We start from the raw sequence: 16,115 nt of genomic DNA on the forward strand, positions 1-16,115 counted from the left end.
TTATTTGCACCAGGTTTTAACATCAAGCTTGTCAAAATGAGGACAGCTTGATGCTTTCTCTTTAGAGAGGAGCAGGTAAGGCTTTGTCCCTGATTTTTCCATCACCGTATAATAGTGGTGTTCATCTTCTGCATAAAGCCAATATTCACCGGAGCCTTCGTTCATTTGAGTAACCCTAAATCCGACGATGGAACTTTCTTCCGGAATAAGATAACCTCGCCCTGTGGCAACTGACCATAGGTTGGCGAAGGTATTGGTATTTAGGAGCAAGAGGCTGAGCAGAAATACCAGGCAAAGCCCTGCAATCCGTATTTTTTTTGGTAGTGAACTATCCTTACTGATCATCAGGCAGACCCTTCCTTTTTCCAGGCTTTCAATTCTTCGGAGATGAAATAGTTGACCAGATCACGGAACATCTTTTCTACGGCATCCGGAGAAAGCCCTTCGTTTATTGCCCATTCTCTTCTTTTCTCCAGCATACTTTTAAATCTTTCCGGTGCTTTTACTGAGGTTTCGTCCTTTTTAAATTTCGCTGCGGCCTGCACATATTTAAAACGTTGGCCTATCAGGCTGATCACCTGTTTATCGAGCTGATCAATCTCCTCGCGTATTTCTTCCATGTTTTCACATGCTGCTGCGTTCTTCATAAGCACAAAGATAAGATCTCATTTGGTCTTATTTTAATAGTTAAATGTCTGATCCTACCCCTCGCTGATTCGGGCCGACCGTACTTTTGTATCATAAATAATTGAAACAAATATGTTGTCACTAAGAAAGTATATCGTCGTTAAAGGAAACCCAATTTTATTTCCATCTGAGCTCATTCATGCAGAGGTGGCGGGAAAACACAACGAAGTAGACAGTGCCGGTTTTTTTGTAGTGGTTAAAGAAAAAGGACGGAAGCGGGTGATTTGTATCGGTGAGAGTACCTCCTTATCCATCTCAAGTAAACCGGAAACTGATCAGCAACTCATTGCAAACTATCTCGGTCTGGAGTAAGCTCCACATAGATGAAGAATTAAACACAACACACAACTGATATATATAAACAATTAAATAATTTAAAAAAAGAACATCATGAAAATCAAATTTTTAGCAACACTGGTAGTTATCGCAGCAGCATTCACCGCATGTAAAAAAGACAATGATCAAAATCCGGGAGATGGAGCTCCACTTCCAAAAGGACAGTACAGATTAATTGAAATGCATGAATTTAATGCTCAGGGAAAAGATTCTGCAACAGTTGACTTTCCGGTAAGCGGCCTTAGTCTTACGTTTGATCAGGCAACGCGAACTGCAAACCTATCCGGTAAACCAGAGACGGTTCAATTGACAGGAAGTTATACCGTAAGAGGTAACAATACCTTGAAGGATGCAAAAATCTCTACTTCTAAAATTGCTCCCGGTGAGAACGATATGAAGGTTGTTGAGTTTTTAACGCTTGGACAGCAGTTTGAAGCCAAAGGTGGAACCGTAATTATCAATACCAAAGATAAAGGTTACCTGGTTTTCAGTATGCAAAAATAACCTATAGGGGTTTCTTTATCAATTAGTAAGGGGGGATTGCGGGCGTGCTATTTTGCATGCCTGCTTTTTCTGTATAACCAACCCGGATTATCCTGACAGCCCTGCTTTGATCAATACTTCTGCCGGTAACAGGCCAAACATCTTTTTATAGACTTTCGCAAAATAATTCGGACTGCTGTATCCGAGTTCATAAGCAATCTCCTGAACGCTGTTAAAGTCGCCGTTTTGTAATAGCTTTTGGGCCAGCAGGAGTTTCTCATTTAAGAAAAAGTTATTTGGGCTTTCCTTCAGCATTTTCTTAAACAGTATTTTATATTTTGAAACCGACATTCCCGCGAGATCTGCCATTTTCTGCAATCCCGGAAATTCATCGAGCAGGTGATCCAATAGGTATTGAGATGTTTTCAGCACATTGTCGATGTCCTGCTGGGAGAGTTTATTGATGATCGGTTCAAAGCGACTGACCCGATCCACCAGATATCCCAGAAGATAGAGTGCCGCACTTTTTAGCTTTAATTCGAAAGATGGATTGGTAAAATGTTGCTCTTTCAGGTTATTTAAAAGCACCTTACTTCTGCTGTCAATATGACTATAAAAGAAGAGCGTGTTTTTTGTTTCGTCAAACAATTGATTGTTAATGGAAAGGTCCCTTGTTGAGGCGCCCAGTTCTTTTAAATAGCTTTTTTCTATAAACAACCTTAAGCTATAAGAGCGCTCTCCAACCGGAGGCATAATCGTTCCCTTTGAATTGGCATCCATGAAACTCATGCCCAATTTTGAATGATATCCGGCTTTATGAATGCTTTCCTCTACAATATGGGTGGTGATCTCATCGCCGATATCAAAATAGACCATGTAATAATTGTGGTCAGTTGGAATTCTGGTCATGGCTACAGGAACATGAAAGGTCATGTCGAGCAGCAGCACAGATAAGCCTGGCAATACTTCCAGAAAGATGGACCCTCCCGATGCGATTTCTTCCGGCAGGATCAGGATCTTATTGTCGGCCAGGTTTGCCCCCAATTGCTCCACGATCTGTTGCTGCCATTCCGGGCCCAGCGTATAGTGGTAGAAAAATTCGGCTCTTTCGGTGGTCATGGTTATAATTGGGTCAGGTACTCCTTCGGAGGAACACCGTAGGCATTTTTAAATTGTTCAATGAAGTGTGAAGCGCCGAAAAAATTAAACCGGTCTGCGATTTCTGCGATGGTATAATTACCCGTTTCCAGCACTTCCTTCGCAAAAGAAAGCTTGTTGCTCAGGAAAAAGGCATTGGGACTTACACCCGTCATTTTTTTGAAGAGCTTTTTATACTTTGTTTCTGACATCATTGCCTTCGACGAGAGTCCGGCTATTCCGGGGAATGCGTTTTCAATATTTTCGATTAAAAAAGCCTGAGAAGTCATGATGTTGACCACATCTGCTGCAATTACCTGTTCAATAATGATTTCCTGACTGATGAGCTGGTCCATATAATCCCCAATCAAACCATAGACTGTTCCTGTGACAAAGACATCGTACAAAGGGCCTTCGGGTGATACTTTTCGCAATTCATTCATGAGCCACCAGGCCTGATTGCTCATCCGGTCAAAACGCACAATGGTATTGAGTTTCGGGTTAAAGATGGATTCTACTAGCTGCGTGTATTCGGGGATATTGGAAATGTATTGCTTTAAGGCGGTTTTTTTAATAAAAATGGCAATCATATACGTGGTACATTCCGCTTTGACCTGGAAATCGCCCTGCATATCTGCATCAAATATGGCCAGGTTATAGCCCCATCGTCCGGCAGTTCTGGACACCTCGTCCAGGATATGAATGGAATCTCCTTCGGTGAGGTTGAAATAGATACCTACAAAATCACTCCTGGTATTTCTTAATTTAAAGACCACGTCCTGCCGATAGTTTACATCAATAATAAAGGCCGTTAGAGATTCATTAATGGGGAGGATATAGCGGTTTCCAGGATGGACCTCGTCGGGAATGATGATGCGGTTTCCTTCCACATGACCGCCCAGCTGAGCAGCCAGACCTGCCACCCAATCCAATTCTACACCATATTGATGAATAACTTCCTTCATTAAATTAACCTTCGGGTAAATATAGGAATATGTTTTTCTGAATAGTGTATGTTTGTCGGGCATAGAAACCAACGAAAATAAATATGACCATAGAAACCGCTATTGAGGAAATAAAAAAATTCTGGAACGATGAAGAGGAATTGCCTTTCGGGTTATCAGATCATAGTGCAGCTATCGAAAGATTGGAAAAGGAGTTTGGCCGCGCATTGCCGGAAGACTTAAAAAAATATGTCCGCAGTTTTGCACCTTCAGAAGACTTTTATTTCCTTACTGCCGGAAATCCAATAGTGGTGTATGGCATTGATAATTTAAAATATATTCAGGACGGATACAATTACGATTCGTCGGCGAAATCAGAACTGGAAGATTGGGATAAAGGTCATTTCATCTTTGCCGATGAAGGGGCGGACCCGATTTTGATTAATATGGACGCACCGGAACACGGTCTTCTCAGACTGGAACATGGAGCCGGAAATTGGGATTATGGAGATGTAGTTGCAGATAATTTTGCGCAATTTTTACTGTGTAGTGCCGCATTACATCATGCCCTGAGCAATTTTGAGGACGAAGGTATCGTTGATGATGATAAGGGATTCTGTTTGGCGCAGGGTGCTGCAAAATGGTATTTCCCAAAAATGAAAAAATGGGCAGGTGACCATTACGAAATCTGGTGTGGCGTGTTTGACAATAACTAAAGAATAAATATTGAGAAAATTGAAGAGGCTGGGAAGGAAAGGCATGCTGCTGGTCTTGTTGTTTGTTGGACTGGATACTTTCGGGCAAAATGTAAATCAGCAGGAACTGTTGTACCTGGTAAACGGTACGCAGAAGATGGAAGTTAATCCGGAATTGTTTTCAATTACGGCGGTAGATGTGGATGGAAAGCGGTATCCGGTTTCGGCTCCGCTTCAAAAAGAAGCATTGAGCGGATTGGTATTTGCTGAAAAGGGAGCGTCATGGAACTATCCTGAAAAAGGCATTCAGGTATCGCTGGAATTGCATCCTGATTTTTTAGAGGTCAGCATTAAAGCCAGCAAAATAACGGACTTTACCTGGCCTGTTTTGAATGGAAAGATGGATGCATTAACGATTCCTTTACACCAGGGGAAATACATTCCGGCCAGGGATACGGCATGGATCAGTCATCTGACCAAAAGCGGCCCTTTAAGTGGATCTCAGGATTTGTCCATGCAGTTTTTTGCCACCAACATCGGGGATAAAGCACTGGTGTATGTGATCAGGAATATGTTCAATAATGAGTTGAACTTTGCGAACAATAATGGCGCATTGGGATTGAGTTTTAATCATGAATTTCCTGCCACGGTTTCCGATAAGCAATATGGTTTCAGAATTTATCTGACTACAAACAGTACGACAGCCATTGCAAAGACCTATAAAGAATACGTAGAAGAAAAAGGGAAGATCATTACGCTGGAGCAAAAAGCAGCGGATAATGCCAATATCAGGAAATTATATGGTGCGCCTCATATCTATATCTGGAATGATAAGTTTTTGGTGTCAAATGATGTACTCAACTGGACGCTGCTTAAAAAAATGATCCTGGAGCAATTGAATGATAGAGCTATGAATCCTACGAAAAGCATATTCAGACAGTTTTCAGGAGGAGAATCGGGGAGAGAATTTCAAAACCAATTGAACGATTTTGTAAAGGAAGACTTCATCACGAAATACCAGAAAAATGGATTGGTTCAGGCGCTTAATGAGGTTTTGCTGAGAAAGGATTTTTACCATAAGCTTGCCTGGAGCAAGGTAAAGCCAGGGAAAGAGGTCCTCAACCTGATCGGTAAAGGCCCGGATCAATTGAAGGCAGTAGAGCTTTATAGCTTAAACAAATTATTGCTCAATGCTGCTTATCCGGAGGTGTTTCGTCCGATCGCCGATTGGGGCGGTACACAACCCAAAATGCTGGATGAAATGCAGACTGCGGGAATAAAAAAGGCCTGGTTGGGTTTGAACGATTGGATGCCTGCCGAAATTCATCCGGAGTTTGTCGGCAAGGCGGTAGCAAATGGCTATTTAATTGGTCCTTACGATTCCTATCACAGCATTCATCAGCCAGGAAAAGAAGGCTGGATTACTGCAAAGTTTTCTGATACCACGCTATTTACAAAGGCCTTTGTGAGGAATAAAAATGGAAAGCCATCTTTGGGTTTTCTAGGCAAAGGGCGGAAGCTGAACCCTACACTGTCGATGCCTGCGGTGAAAAACAGGATGACAGAAGTGATGGACAATACAGGGGAGGTATTCAACTCCTGGTTTATTGATTGCGATGCAACAGGGGAGAGTCTTGATGATTATACACCTGGAAGAATGACGAGTCAGGAAGATGACATCAAAGCGCGTTTGCAAAGAATGGCCTGGATCAGGGATACGTATAAACTGGTTGTCGGTTCGGAGGTTGGAAATGATTTCGCTGCGGGCGTTATTGCTTATGGTCATGGGATGACTACACCCGTGATTGCCTGGAATGACCCGGACATGAGAAAAAACAAAACATCAAAATATTATATCGGAGGATATTTCTCTAATAATGGAGGGGTTCCCGACAGGTATGGTTTGCAGGCGGCATTAAAAGAAGAATACCGGTATCTTTATTACGATAGCCGTTTTAATATTCCCTTATTTCAACTGGTGTATAACAATGCAGTAGTGACTTCCCACCATTGGGAATGGGGGAGTTTGAAAGTCCCTTCAGAAATAAAAAACACAGAGTTGAAAGAGATTTTATTTAATGTGCCGCCATTATATCACCTCAATGAGGAAAACTGGCTTAAATTTAAGGAGGTCATCTCTAAGCATGTAAAGGTCTTTTCGAAAACACATGAAGTGGCAGCGAAATTGGAAATGACGGCATTCGATTGGCTGAGCAAAGATCGGCAGGTTCAGAAAACTACTTTTGGCGATAAGATGGAGGTGGTCGCGAATTTCGGCAAGACTTCTTTTACTTACCGGAACCAGGTGATTCTTCCGCAGACATTGATGATTCATGATCTGATTGACAATACTTTTGAAGTATATCAGCCTTAATCAGAAATAACTCTTAATTAAAGGCACGTTTATTGAATAACTAATTATTCAGTTATTTCTTACGGTTATTTCTTATGCAACGACTTCCAATAAAAACAAGTTTATTTTTCTTGTTGCTATTTCCCTGTGGTTTATATGCCCAGAATGTTAGCAATATAACTACGCAGCAAACGGTGGAAACTGATACCTCTGCTCAGAAAGATCTGATCGATGTGGCCAAATCATGGTTTAAGATAAAACCGAAGGAGATCAAGGCGGAACGGGGCAAAAAGATCTATTTCTCTATACTTCCGGTGAGCAGTACTGTTCCTGGTGGAAGTGGTCGCGCATTGGTTACAAGTACCACAGCAGCCATGTATCTTGGGCCAAGAAAGACGACAAATTTGTCTTCTGTCACCTTTACGCCCTACTGGAATTTAGGAAACCGCTTTGGTTTGCCCTTACGCAGTACCATATGGCTTCCTGATAATAAATGGGTCATCCAGGGAGATACACGTTTTCTGGTTTACCCGCAATATACCTGGGGACTGGGGAGCAAAGCCGTAAATCCAGCACCTACCTTGGTCGATTACAAGTATATTCGTTTTTACCAAAGTGCACTGAAACAGGTCAGACCCTATTTCTTTGCCGGATTGGGATATAGTCTTGATTACCATTTTAATATAAAAAGTGAAGATCCGAATGTGAGCCTGAAACAGTATACAAACTATGAATACGGGACTGGCAGTAATTCTTTTTCTTCGGGTATCACTTTCAATTTACTGTATGATACCAGGAACAACTCCATTAATCCACTTCCAGGTATGTATGGCAACCTGGTTTATAGGGTCAATCCTAAATTTTTGGGAAGCAATGATTCATGGAGCTCGTTGTACCTGGATGTTAGAAAATATATTTCCATGAATCCATCAAAACCTGATCAGCAAAATACATTGGCTTTCTGGACTTACCTCTGGGCGAGCCTGGGAAATAAAACTCCTTATCTTGATTTACCCAGTATTGGTTGGGACCCCGCTAACCGCTCAGGCAGGGGGATCGACCAGAACCGTTACCGTGGGCGGTCGTTGTTTTATCTGGAAAGTGAATACCGAAGGGACATTACCAATAATGGTTTGTTTGGTTTTGTGGTGTTTGCAAATGTGAATACGGTGAGTGGTTCGAAGGCTATGTTTAGCTCCTGGAAACCTGCTGTCGGTACGGGACTTCGGGTGAAATTCAATAAGAGCTCAAATACCAATATTGGTGTGGACTATGGAACGAGCAAAGGCTATAATAGCTTTACCTTTAGTCTTGGGGAGACTTTCTAATATGCTTGCTTTTTCCGGTTGATTCCTAACACGGCCTCAAGAAAAACCCTTGTTTTGAATTTCAAAACAGGGGTTTTTCATATGGAATGAGGTAGTTAGCTGATTTAATACCCTGGATTCTGAGTGTAATTAGGGTTATCCAGGCTAAAATTGGCCTTTTATAGATGTAATATTTGGTTTATATGGGCTGAGAGCCATAACCTAAGATAGTTTATAATTTCTTAAAGTCCAATTTTGTTCTAAACGGAGGAAATAATTGACTTATTCAGGTAAAAAATGACGTTTTGTGATATTCTGAAATTTTGTTTTAAATATCTGCCTGTCAATGATATTGTGTATGGTATTTTGATAATAAAGTAGTATTTTATGTTAGAAAACCTAAACCCGATTTTTCAATCATCTCAACCACTATGAAAAAAACATTATTACTCTTCTTTGCACTATTGTTTCTGAGCTCAGAACTGATTTTTGCACAAAAAAAGACCATTACCGGAACGGTGACAGATGCCGCGACCAAAGAAACGTTAATTGGTGTATCCGTATACATCAAAGGAAGTAAACAAGGGACCAGTACCAATTCCGGCGGACAGTTCTCTATTGATGCAGCACCAACAGATCAACTCGTGTTCAGTTATACCGGATATAAACCGGTTACCCAATTGGTGGGTACGAACACCAGTTTTCAAATCATTTTGGAAAGTAATCCTGCTCAGCTGGACGAAGTTGTACTCATCGGTACGCGTTCAGCAGGGCGGGTAAAGCTGGAAACGGCAGTTCCGGTGGATATTGTGAATGTGAGTAAGACTGCCGCGACCACGGGAAGGCTCGAACTCACCGATATCTTAAATTATGCTGCGCCTTCCTTTAATTATAACAAGCAGTCGGGCTCTGATGGTGCAGATCATGTGGAGCTTGGGACGCTGAGAGGATTGGGGCCGGATCAAACCCTGGTCCTGGTAAACGGTAAACGCCGGCATTCAACCGCCTTTGTTTCTGTATTTGGAACCAGAGGCAGGGGGAACTCAGGTGTCGATCTGAGTACCATTCCTACAGCTGCAATTGAGCGGGTGGAGATCCTGCGTGACGGCGCTTCAGCACAATACGGTTCTGATGCGATAGCGGGTGTAATTAACCTGGTGCTTAAAAAGAGTGTAGATGAATTTAATGCCAATGTCGGTTATTCCGGATATTATGATCCTGCCTTTAACAGCAAGAAAAGTGTGGCCGCTGCCCAATATCCGCATGGGGGTACAATTGACGGTAATGCCTTTACTTTTGATGCGAACTATGGCCTGAAAATCGGAAAAACAGGCTTCATTAACCTCAGTGCCGACTATTCCAAAAATGGCAAAACTTATCGTCAGACAAAGGATACGGCAACTGCAAATCCTAAGGCCCTTCCTTTAAATACGCCAAGACGCGCAAATGGCGATGGATCATCAGAAGGAGGAACGATCTTTTTTAACAGTGAGATTCCGGTAAGTACGAAGACTACTTTTTACAGCTTTGGTGGATACAGTTACAAAGGATCAGATGCCTATGCTTTTACCCGTAACTTCTCTTCCAGACCGGAACGTTTCCCTACCAATGGGGCGAATATTATTCCTGTAGAAGGAATTATCGTAAAAACACCTGACGGGGAATCCTATTACAATCCGCTCATTGAAACAAAGATTAAAGACCTGGGCTTTGCTGCGGGGATAAAAGGAAGTTTTGGAGAGGCCTGGAACTGGGACCTGAGTAACAATACCGGAAACAATGATTTTCATTTTTATGGAAAAAAGACTTTTAATGCTTCCCTGGGTGCAGATAAAACTTCTTTTGATGATGGAGGTTCCGAATTTTTACAGAATACAACAAATTTGAACTTTAGCAAGCGTTTTGATAAAGTACTTTCCGGATTTAACCTTGGCTTTGGTGCAGAATACCGTTATGAGCGTTATAAAATTTCTGCAGGTGAGGAAGCTTCCTATAAGAATTACGATCCTGCGGGGATCAAGGCTGCGGGATCACAGGGCTTTCCTGGTTTTCAGCCGGGAGATGCCGCGAATTCCAACCGCTCTGTCTTTGGAGGATTTGTTGATTTCGAGTTGGATGCGACCGACAAATGGCTGATCAGTTTTGCGAACCGACTGGAACATTACAGCGATTTTGGTTATAATTTCAGTACGAAGTTTGCCACGCGTTATAAAATTGCCGATAATTTTAACATCCGTGGTTCAGTAGGTACGGGCTTCCGTGCGCCTTCTTTACAGCAGATCAATTACAGTTCGACCTTCACGAATGTGCAGGGATCTATCATTTCTGAAGTAAAGATTGCACCCAATACGAGTTCGATCACCAAGGCTGCGGGAATCCCGAACCTGAAACAGGAAACCTCAAAAAACGCAGGTCTGGGCTTTACCTTTAAACCCATTCCTGAATTTAGCATTACCGTAGATGGCTATATCATCAATGTGAAAGACCGTGTGGTATTGTCCGGGCAGTTTAGTGCAGATGATACCACTCTTGACCCTTCATTTACGGATGCTTTAAAAGCACTTCGGGTAGGTACGGCACAGTTTTTTGCCAATGCAGTGAATACCACTAACCGCGGACTCGATGTGGTACTGGATTATAATAAAACAGTAGGGGATAACCGATACCGGATTTTATTTACCGGGAATTTCCAGAGTATGGACATTGATAAAGTGAACTATCCAACTATTCTGGGCAAAACTGAGGCGCTAAAGGAAACCTTTCTGAGTTCAAGAGAGAAGAAATTTATTTTAGCTTCTGCACCGAAAGTAAAGTTTTCTTTAAATCCTGAATATGGGCATCAGGACCTGACCGTTGGTCTGCGTTTTACCTATTTCGGAAAAGTAGACATCTATGGATATGGTGACGGAACAGGGACTTCTCCTGTGGTTCCGAAAGATGATGGTTCCGGTTCCGTTGCAGATTTGTACAACTATAGCGGAAAGCTGGTGAGTGATGTGTATTTATCTTATAAACTGAATAAATACGCACGGATTTCACTGGGCGCGGATAACATATTGAACGTCCATCCTGATCTTGGCTATATTCCGGGTGCAAAGGGTTGGGCTTATAATAACGAACCTGCCGGGCCGTTTGATGCCGTTCAGATGGGCGGAAATGGAAGACGGATTTTTGCAAGGATCGGTTTTAATTTTTAGTATCCCATCAGGACCCGTATCATTCCGATTTCTCAGAATGGTACGGGTCTTTTTTATCAACCCATTTTTCCAAGAAGCCAGCGTAAGGAGGCCAGGTGTTCCAAATCATGACTGCAGAGGAAATGAAGTAAGGATCGAAGTGTAATGTTGCCATACCCTTCAAAATAGGCAGGTCTGTCCCATTGCTGATCTTCAATTTCCCCGATCATTGCGATCGTCTTTTTCCTTGCTTCCTGAAAGGCTATAATCGTTCCCTTTAAATCCGCTCCTTTATAATTCCTTTCTATGGCCAGTTCGTATCCTTCTACTGACCCTAAAGTAGGATTATCTTCTTTCAGGATGGCCTGAATCCTATGGTGATATCCATCTGTTTCTATATCTCTGATGTGGCAGATCTGCTCAATTGCAGAAAACCTTTCTCCGGGAATGCCATCCCATGATTCAGGTGTCCAGGTTAATTGTTCCGGTTTAAATAACAACAGCACATTTTCTATTTGTTTCGATTGATCAGACAGGGAGGAGAATAATTGTTTCATGACTAAATTTATCACTTATAAACAGGAAGAAAAACCAATTAACTAATGATGACCAAGGATTTACAATTAAAAACAGGTATAGCCGTTATAGGTGTTTCCTGTATACCTATGACGCGTAAAATATTTCTCCTGACCTGCTTTTGTTTCCTGTTCTGTTTTTCTGTTTCCGCGCAAGAGTCCGGCTTTAGTACAAAGTTGCCGATAGCAGAAGCGGAGGCTTTTGTCAAAAAGAAGAATATGGATGCCTCCATGTGTATTCTGGTAGACATGCGGATACATTCCGGTAAAAACCGAATATTTGTATGGGATTTTAAGAAAAAGGAAGTACTGATCACCGGTCTTTGCGCACATGGTGTAGGCGGAGGAAGTACCGCGAATAAACCTGTGTTCAGCAACACCATTGGCAGCAATTGCACTGCGCTGGGGAAATACAGGATTGGGAAACGCGGTTATAGCAATTGGGGAATCCACATCAACTATAAGATGCATGGCTTAGAAAAGACCAATGACAATGCTTATTCGAGAATCATCGTACTGCATTCCTATTCACCCGTCCAGAACCATGAGATTTATCCAAACACTTTATTTGGGCAAAGCGCAGGATGTCCCGTCCTGGCAGATGAGGTGATGCGGAAGGTAGACCAGCTGTTGAGGAAAAAGAATAAACCTGTGTTGCTCTGGATTTATAATGGATAAAAAAAACCTTCAGAAGCTTTGCTTCCGAAGGTTCAGTATCTGCCCGAATGAATTTTTAGGATGAGTTATGAGCGCGCGCGTTTAACGATTATCTGCCAGGATAAATACTGGTCATGTATAATGCGTCGTTTGCTGAAATAGTAGTGTTGTTGGCTGCAATGGTTACATTATTCGTTGTAAATTGTGCCTGAACAGGGTAGTGCATGATGGAAGCTTTATCATAAGCGGAATAGTACAATCCGGTTCTCGAAGAAACAGCAAGCACATTATAGTCTACCTGTGCTTTTGTCCAATAATTTGGTGCACCCATATAGTAGTTGTAAACGGCTTGAGTATTCCATGGAATATTGGCATCAGGATGCGATTGTTCGTGGTTCAAGCCTAAAGCATGACCAAATTCATGGGTTACTGTCCTTCTGAATTCTGTTTCGCTGGTATTGTCATTGAACCAGCCATAGTTCATAGAAACGGTTTTGTTTTTGGTGTCTATTCCAATGTAAGACCAGGATCCTCCTGCATCAAAAGCAACCTTAATATCTGCTGCGGCATTGTCTGCTACAAACTGAAAGGTAAGGTTGGCATAAGTTTCCCAGCTTTTCGCATACTGCTGAACTTTAGATCTTACATAAGCACTTCCTCCGCTAAACCTAACTTTGATGGTACTTCCATTTGGCCATATTTTATTGGCCGGTCCGTTCGACTCTGTACCGGGTGTTTTACCATCAGGTGAATCGACCTTCATTTCACAAGAGAACGGGGCAGTGGATGCTGATTTTGATACAGGTGTTTCTTCCTGGGATGAATTTTCAGTGTTTTTTTTACAGCCTGCCATGATTAAAAGCGTAACTGCGATGAACAATAGGTTTTTTGTAATTTTCATAAATTGGTTAGTTTCTCGGTAGATACTAATCCCAAGGTATGGTAATTTTTTTGATACATTGTGATGATGGTGATTTTTTTTTGTCAACAGTATAAAATTTTTGATACTATTAAGCCTTCATCCTTTAGACGCTTTTTTCTATGAAATTTCTGAAATTAACCTGCATCCCGCTTTTTCTATTGTGCTATAGTTTCCCCGGAAGGGCGCAACAGCTAAAGCCTGGATTCGATAAAGCCGAATACAGAGAATTGATTTACTTGTCGGCGGTATCATTTGAATTTCCGGAGAAGGCTAAGCTGATTCCTAAACCTGAGCATTCCAAACTGGCCTATCAGAGTAAATCCATTGGACTGGATAATGCCTGGGAATTATGGATTAAAGACCGTTCGACTGCCGTTTTGGGGATAAGAGGTTCTACCGCAAAGAGCGAAAGCTGGCTGGCAAACCTGTATGCGGCAATGGTTCCGGCAAAAGGAGAACTCAAAATTAACGACCAACATACTTTCAAGTATGAGTTGTCCGCCGATCCTAAGGCTGCAGTTCATGCCGGTTTCCTGATCAGTACCGCATTTATTGCGGAGGATATGCTGCCTAAAATAGATTCCTGTTACCAATCCGGAATCCGGGATTTTATCATCATGGGACATAGTCAGGGCGGGGCAATCAGCTATTTGTTAACTGCTCATTTGTATCACTTGCAAAAGCAGGGGCGTTTACCTAAGGACATTCGTTTTAAGACCTATTGTAGTGCAGCGCCTAAACCAGGAAACCTGTATTTCGCTTACAGCTATGAAGCGGCGACGCAAAATGGCTGGGCCTACAATGTAATCAATGCGGCAGACTGGGTGCCTCAGACTCCCTTTTCCGTACAAATGCTGGATGATCTGCCAGAAGTAAGTCCGGTACCATTGATCGAAGGGCTCATTAAAAAGCAATCCTTTTTTAAGCGGATATTCCTCAATATGATGTATAACAAGGTACGGAACCCCTCGCGCAAAGTCGTAAAACGTTATCAGAAGCTATTGGGAGAGGAGATGGCGAAGAGAATAAAAACCTATCTGCCGGATTATAAAGCTCCTGCTTATTACAATAGCAGTAACTATGTACGGACGGGAACCTCAATTGTTTTGTATCCTGATTCAGCTTATGCTCAGAAATTTCCAAATGAGGGTAAAGACATCATGATTCATCATTCTTTTCCGCCCTATCTTTATCTGCTTGAACAAGAATAAACCGATAGTTTATAGTAAGAATATTCATTTTATATCCGAAATTGGCCATCACATCGCTTTGATCTTAAATTGTTAATGGGCAACAAAATCGTCAGGTTCGTTTTCTTCGGTAATTATTTCGTAGGATTGCTTGCGGTTGCGCTTACGGTAGAAGCGACTCAGCAGCTCCGGCTGCCCTACAATTCCGGGAATTATTATTTGCTGTTGTTTTTAGCGCCCACTATTTATTATACCTACGCTTATCATAAGATTTCGGCTCAGCCTGCTTCAAATAATCCCCGCAGTCAGTGGTATGCTAAACATCGTTTTTTTATCAGCTGGAGTCAGGGAATTCTTTTTAGTTTATGTATGGCTTTGGCTTTGCGGCTGCTCTATGTCAACTATAACAATATTTTGGACCTGCCCTTTAATTATTGGATCGCTATTATAGTGATTATCCTGGCAGGCGGACTGTATTACCGGCTGCTACCCAGGTCTTTTCTGAACTTTGATTTACGGAATACAGGCTGGTTAAAGGCTTTTGTGATTGGCTTTGTATGGGCCTGCTGCGCCAATGTTCTGCCGTTGATTATGCTCAAAATAGAAACCGGTGTCGGTTATCATGATCCGTTGTTATGGACCTGGCTGTTCATCAAGAACTGGATGTTCTGCACGGTGAACGCGATTTTATTCGATATCAAGGATTATCCTACTGATGCCAATAAACACCTGAAAACATTTGTCGTCAGTTTTGGTTTAAGGCGAACCATATTTTATATCCTGATTCCATTGCTGGTAATTGGCATGATCTCTCTGTTCATCTTTGCAAGTTATAAAGGCTTTGGTCCAATCCCAACGGCACTGAATATTCTGCCTTTCATCCTGACCATCTATATTGCCTATTCTATGCGCCGGAGAAAAAACATCCTATACTATCTGATGGTGATTGACGGATTGATTTTGTTTAAAGCTATTTGTGGCATCATTGCCATGCAATTCATGGTCTTATGATCAATAACTACGATAAAATAGCAGATTATTACGACCGATTAAGTCGCATGGTATTTTTTAAATCCCAGGTCAATGCTCAGATTAACCAACTGAAGTATATCCCTGAAAATAGCACCGTGTTAATTGTTGGTGGTGGAACGGGCTGGATTCTGGAAGAACTGGCAAAAGTTCATCCTGCCGGCTTACATATTGTCTATGTAGAAATTTCAGCAAAGATGATGGCGCTTTCTAAAGCCAGAAATATAGGAGCGAATACTGTTGAATTTGTGAACATGGGCATAGAAGATTTCTCTTCCTCTTTAAGTTTTGATGTGATTTCCACTCCCTTTTTGTTTGATAACTTTTCTGAACGAAGGGCCTGGATGATTTTTGAAAAGCTGGATGACTTGCTTAAAGAAAAGGGACATTGGCTTTTTGTAGATTTTAGCTTGAACGGGGAGCGCGGGAAATGGTGGAAATCTGTATTCCTTCATGTGATGTACGTCTTTTTTAAGCTCATCAGGATTGTAGAGGCATCGGAGCTGATTGATATGGAACCTTATTTTAAAACGGCGAATTATGGGGTGATCGAAAGCAGGTTATACTATGGAGGTTTCATTAGTGCCTTAATTTATCATAAAGAGAATAAATTGGCTTAAATTA

At 41.9% G+C, this 16,115-nt stretch carries 16 protein-coding genes; 10 read left to right on the forward strand and 6 right to left on the reverse strand.

All coding sequences use genetic code 11. The annotated features are described in order from the left end of the window. Positions 1-345: a hypothetical protein gene (locus BLQ87_RS05220; RefSeq protein ID WP_083361693.1), complete on the reverse strand. Its 345-nt coding sequence runs from the start codon at positions 343-345 to the stop codon at positions 1-3. Beyond that, on the reverse strand, positions 345-647 hold the full coding sequence (locus tag BLQ87_RS05225) for an isochorismate lyase (protein ID WP_074605101.1): 303 nt from the start codon (positions 645-647) through the stop codon (positions 345-347). Before BLQ87_RS05225 ends, BLQ87_RS05220 begins: the two co-directional genes overlap by 1 nt. 112 nt (positions 648-759) lie before the next feature. Between BLQ87_RS05225 and BLQ87_RS05230 the strand changes: the two genes are divergently transcribed. Together BLQ87_RS05230 and BLQ87_RS05235 are read left to right on the forward strand one after the other, a co-directional pair. Further along, the gene (locus BLQ87_RS05230) at positions 760-999 is read left to right on the forward strand and encodes a hypothetical protein (RefSeq protein WP_074605102.1); all 240 of its coding nucleotides are present in this window, start codon (positions 760-762) and stop codon (positions 997-999) included. A 78-nt stretch (positions 1,000-1,077) separates the two neighbouring features. Next, positions 1,078-1,527 (forward strand): hypothetical protein, encoded by a 450-nt coding sequence (locus tag BLQ87_RS05235; RefSeq protein ID WP_074605103.1) that lies wholly within the window; start codon positions 1,078-1,080, stop codon positions 1,525-1,527. An 87-nt stretch (positions 1,528-1,614) separates the two neighbouring features. Here the strand turns inward: BLQ87_RS05235 and BLQ87_RS05240 are convergent, their stop codons facing one another. Further along, complete coding sequence (locus tag BLQ87_RS05240; protein WP_074605104.1) at positions 1,615-2,625, reverse strand: helix-turn-helix transcriptional regulator; 1,011 nt, start codon at positions 2,623-2,625, stop codon at positions 1,615-1,617. 2 nt (positions 2,626-2,627) lie between these two features. Beyond that, complete coding sequence (locus tag BLQ87_RS05245; RefSeq protein WP_074605623.1) at positions 2,628-3,608, reverse strand: helix-turn-helix domain-containing protein; 981 nt, start codon at positions 3,606-3,608, stop codon at positions 2,628-2,630. An 83-nt stretch (positions 3,609-3,691) separates the two neighbouring features. Here BLQ87_RS05245 and BLQ87_RS05250 point away from each other — a divergent pair, with 83 nt between their 5' ends. The 4 genes from BLQ87_RS05250 to BLQ87_RS05265 all read left to right on the forward strand — a co-directional run bounded on the left by BLQ87_RS05250 (position 3,692) and on the right by BLQ87_RS05265 (position 11,139). Continuing rightward, positions 3,692-4,303, forward strand: a complete 612-nt coding sequence (locus tag BLQ87_RS05250; RefSeq protein WP_074605105.1) for an SMI1/KNR4 family protein — start codon at positions 3,692-3,694, stop codon at positions 4,301-4,303. Between the two features lie 10 nt (positions 4,304-4,313). Further along, entirely contained in the window at positions 4,314-6,656 is a 2,343-nt protein-coding gene (locus BLQ87_RS05255; protein WP_083361695.1) for a glycoside hydrolase, read from the forward strand. Between the two features lie 173 nt (positions 6,657-6,829). Beyond that, positions 6,830-7,963: a BamA/TamA family outer membrane protein gene (locus tag BLQ87_RS05260; protein ID WP_245723796.1), complete on the forward strand. Its 1,134-nt coding sequence runs from the start codon at positions 6,830-6,832 to the stop codon at positions 7,961-7,963. 410 nt (positions 7,964-8,373) lie between these two features. Beyond that, on the forward strand, positions 8,374-11,139 hold the full coding sequence (locus tag BLQ87_RS05265; protein ID WP_074605107.1) for a TonB-dependent receptor: 2,766 nt from the start codon (positions 8,374-8,376) through the stop codon (positions 11,137-11,139). Between the two features lie 56 nt (positions 11,140-11,195). Here the strand turns inward: BLQ87_RS05265 and BLQ87_RS05270 are convergent, their stop codons facing one another. After that, complete coding sequence (locus tag BLQ87_RS05270; RefSeq protein ID WP_074605108.1) at positions 11,196-11,675, reverse strand: DinB family protein; 480 nt, start codon at positions 11,673-11,675, stop codon at positions 11,196-11,198. Between the two features lie 45 nt (positions 11,676-11,720). Between BLQ87_RS05270 and BLQ87_RS05275 the strand changes: the two genes are divergently transcribed. Beyond that, the gene (locus BLQ87_RS05275; RefSeq protein WP_218129446.1) at positions 11,721-12,371 is read left to right on the forward strand and encodes a murein L,D-transpeptidase catalytic domain-containing protein; all 651 of its coding nucleotides are present in this window, start codon (positions 11,721-11,723) and stop codon (positions 12,369-12,371) included. Between the two features lie 88 nt (positions 12,372-12,459). Here BLQ87_RS05275 and BLQ87_RS05280 read toward each other — a convergent pair whose 3' ends face one another. Continuing rightward, positions 12,460-13,251 carry a M12 family metallopeptidase gene (locus BLQ87_RS05280; RefSeq protein ID WP_074605109.1) on the reverse strand — a complete coding sequence of 264 codons (792 nt, stop codon included), beginning with the start codon at positions 13,249-13,251 and terminating at the stop codon, positions 12,460-12,462. Between the two features lie 140 nt (positions 13,252-13,391). Between BLQ87_RS05280 and BLQ87_RS05285 the strand changes: the two genes are divergently transcribed. The 3 genes from BLQ87_RS05285 to BLQ87_RS05295 all read left to right on the forward strand — a co-directional run bounded on the left by BLQ87_RS05285 (position 13,392) and on the right by BLQ87_RS05295 (position 16,111). Further along, entirely contained in the window at positions 13,392-14,483 is a 1,092-nt protein-coding gene (locus tag BLQ87_RS05285; RefSeq protein WP_074605110.1) for a lipase family protein, read from the forward strand. Positions 14,484-14,558: 75 nt separating this feature from the next. Beyond that, complete coding sequence (locus BLQ87_RS05290) at positions 14,559-15,473, forward strand: UbiA prenyltransferase family protein (protein ID WP_074605111.1); 915 nt, start codon at positions 14,559-14,561, stop codon at positions 15,471-15,473. Continuing rightward, a complete protein-coding gene (locus tag BLQ87_RS05295) occupies positions 15,470-16,111 on the forward strand; it encodes a class I SAM-dependent methyltransferase (RefSeq protein WP_074605112.1) in 642 nt (213 codons plus the stop codon). Before BLQ87_RS05290 ends, BLQ87_RS05295 begins: the two co-directional genes overlap by 4 nt. The last annotated feature ends 4 nt before the right edge of the window (positions 16,112-16,115 follow it).

It is taken from the genome of Pedobacter steynii (assembly GCF_900103665.1).
In the GTDB taxonomy this organism is placed as follows: Bacteria; Bacteroidota; Bacteroidia; order Sphingobacteriales; family Sphingobacteriaceae; genus Pedobacter; species Pedobacter steynii.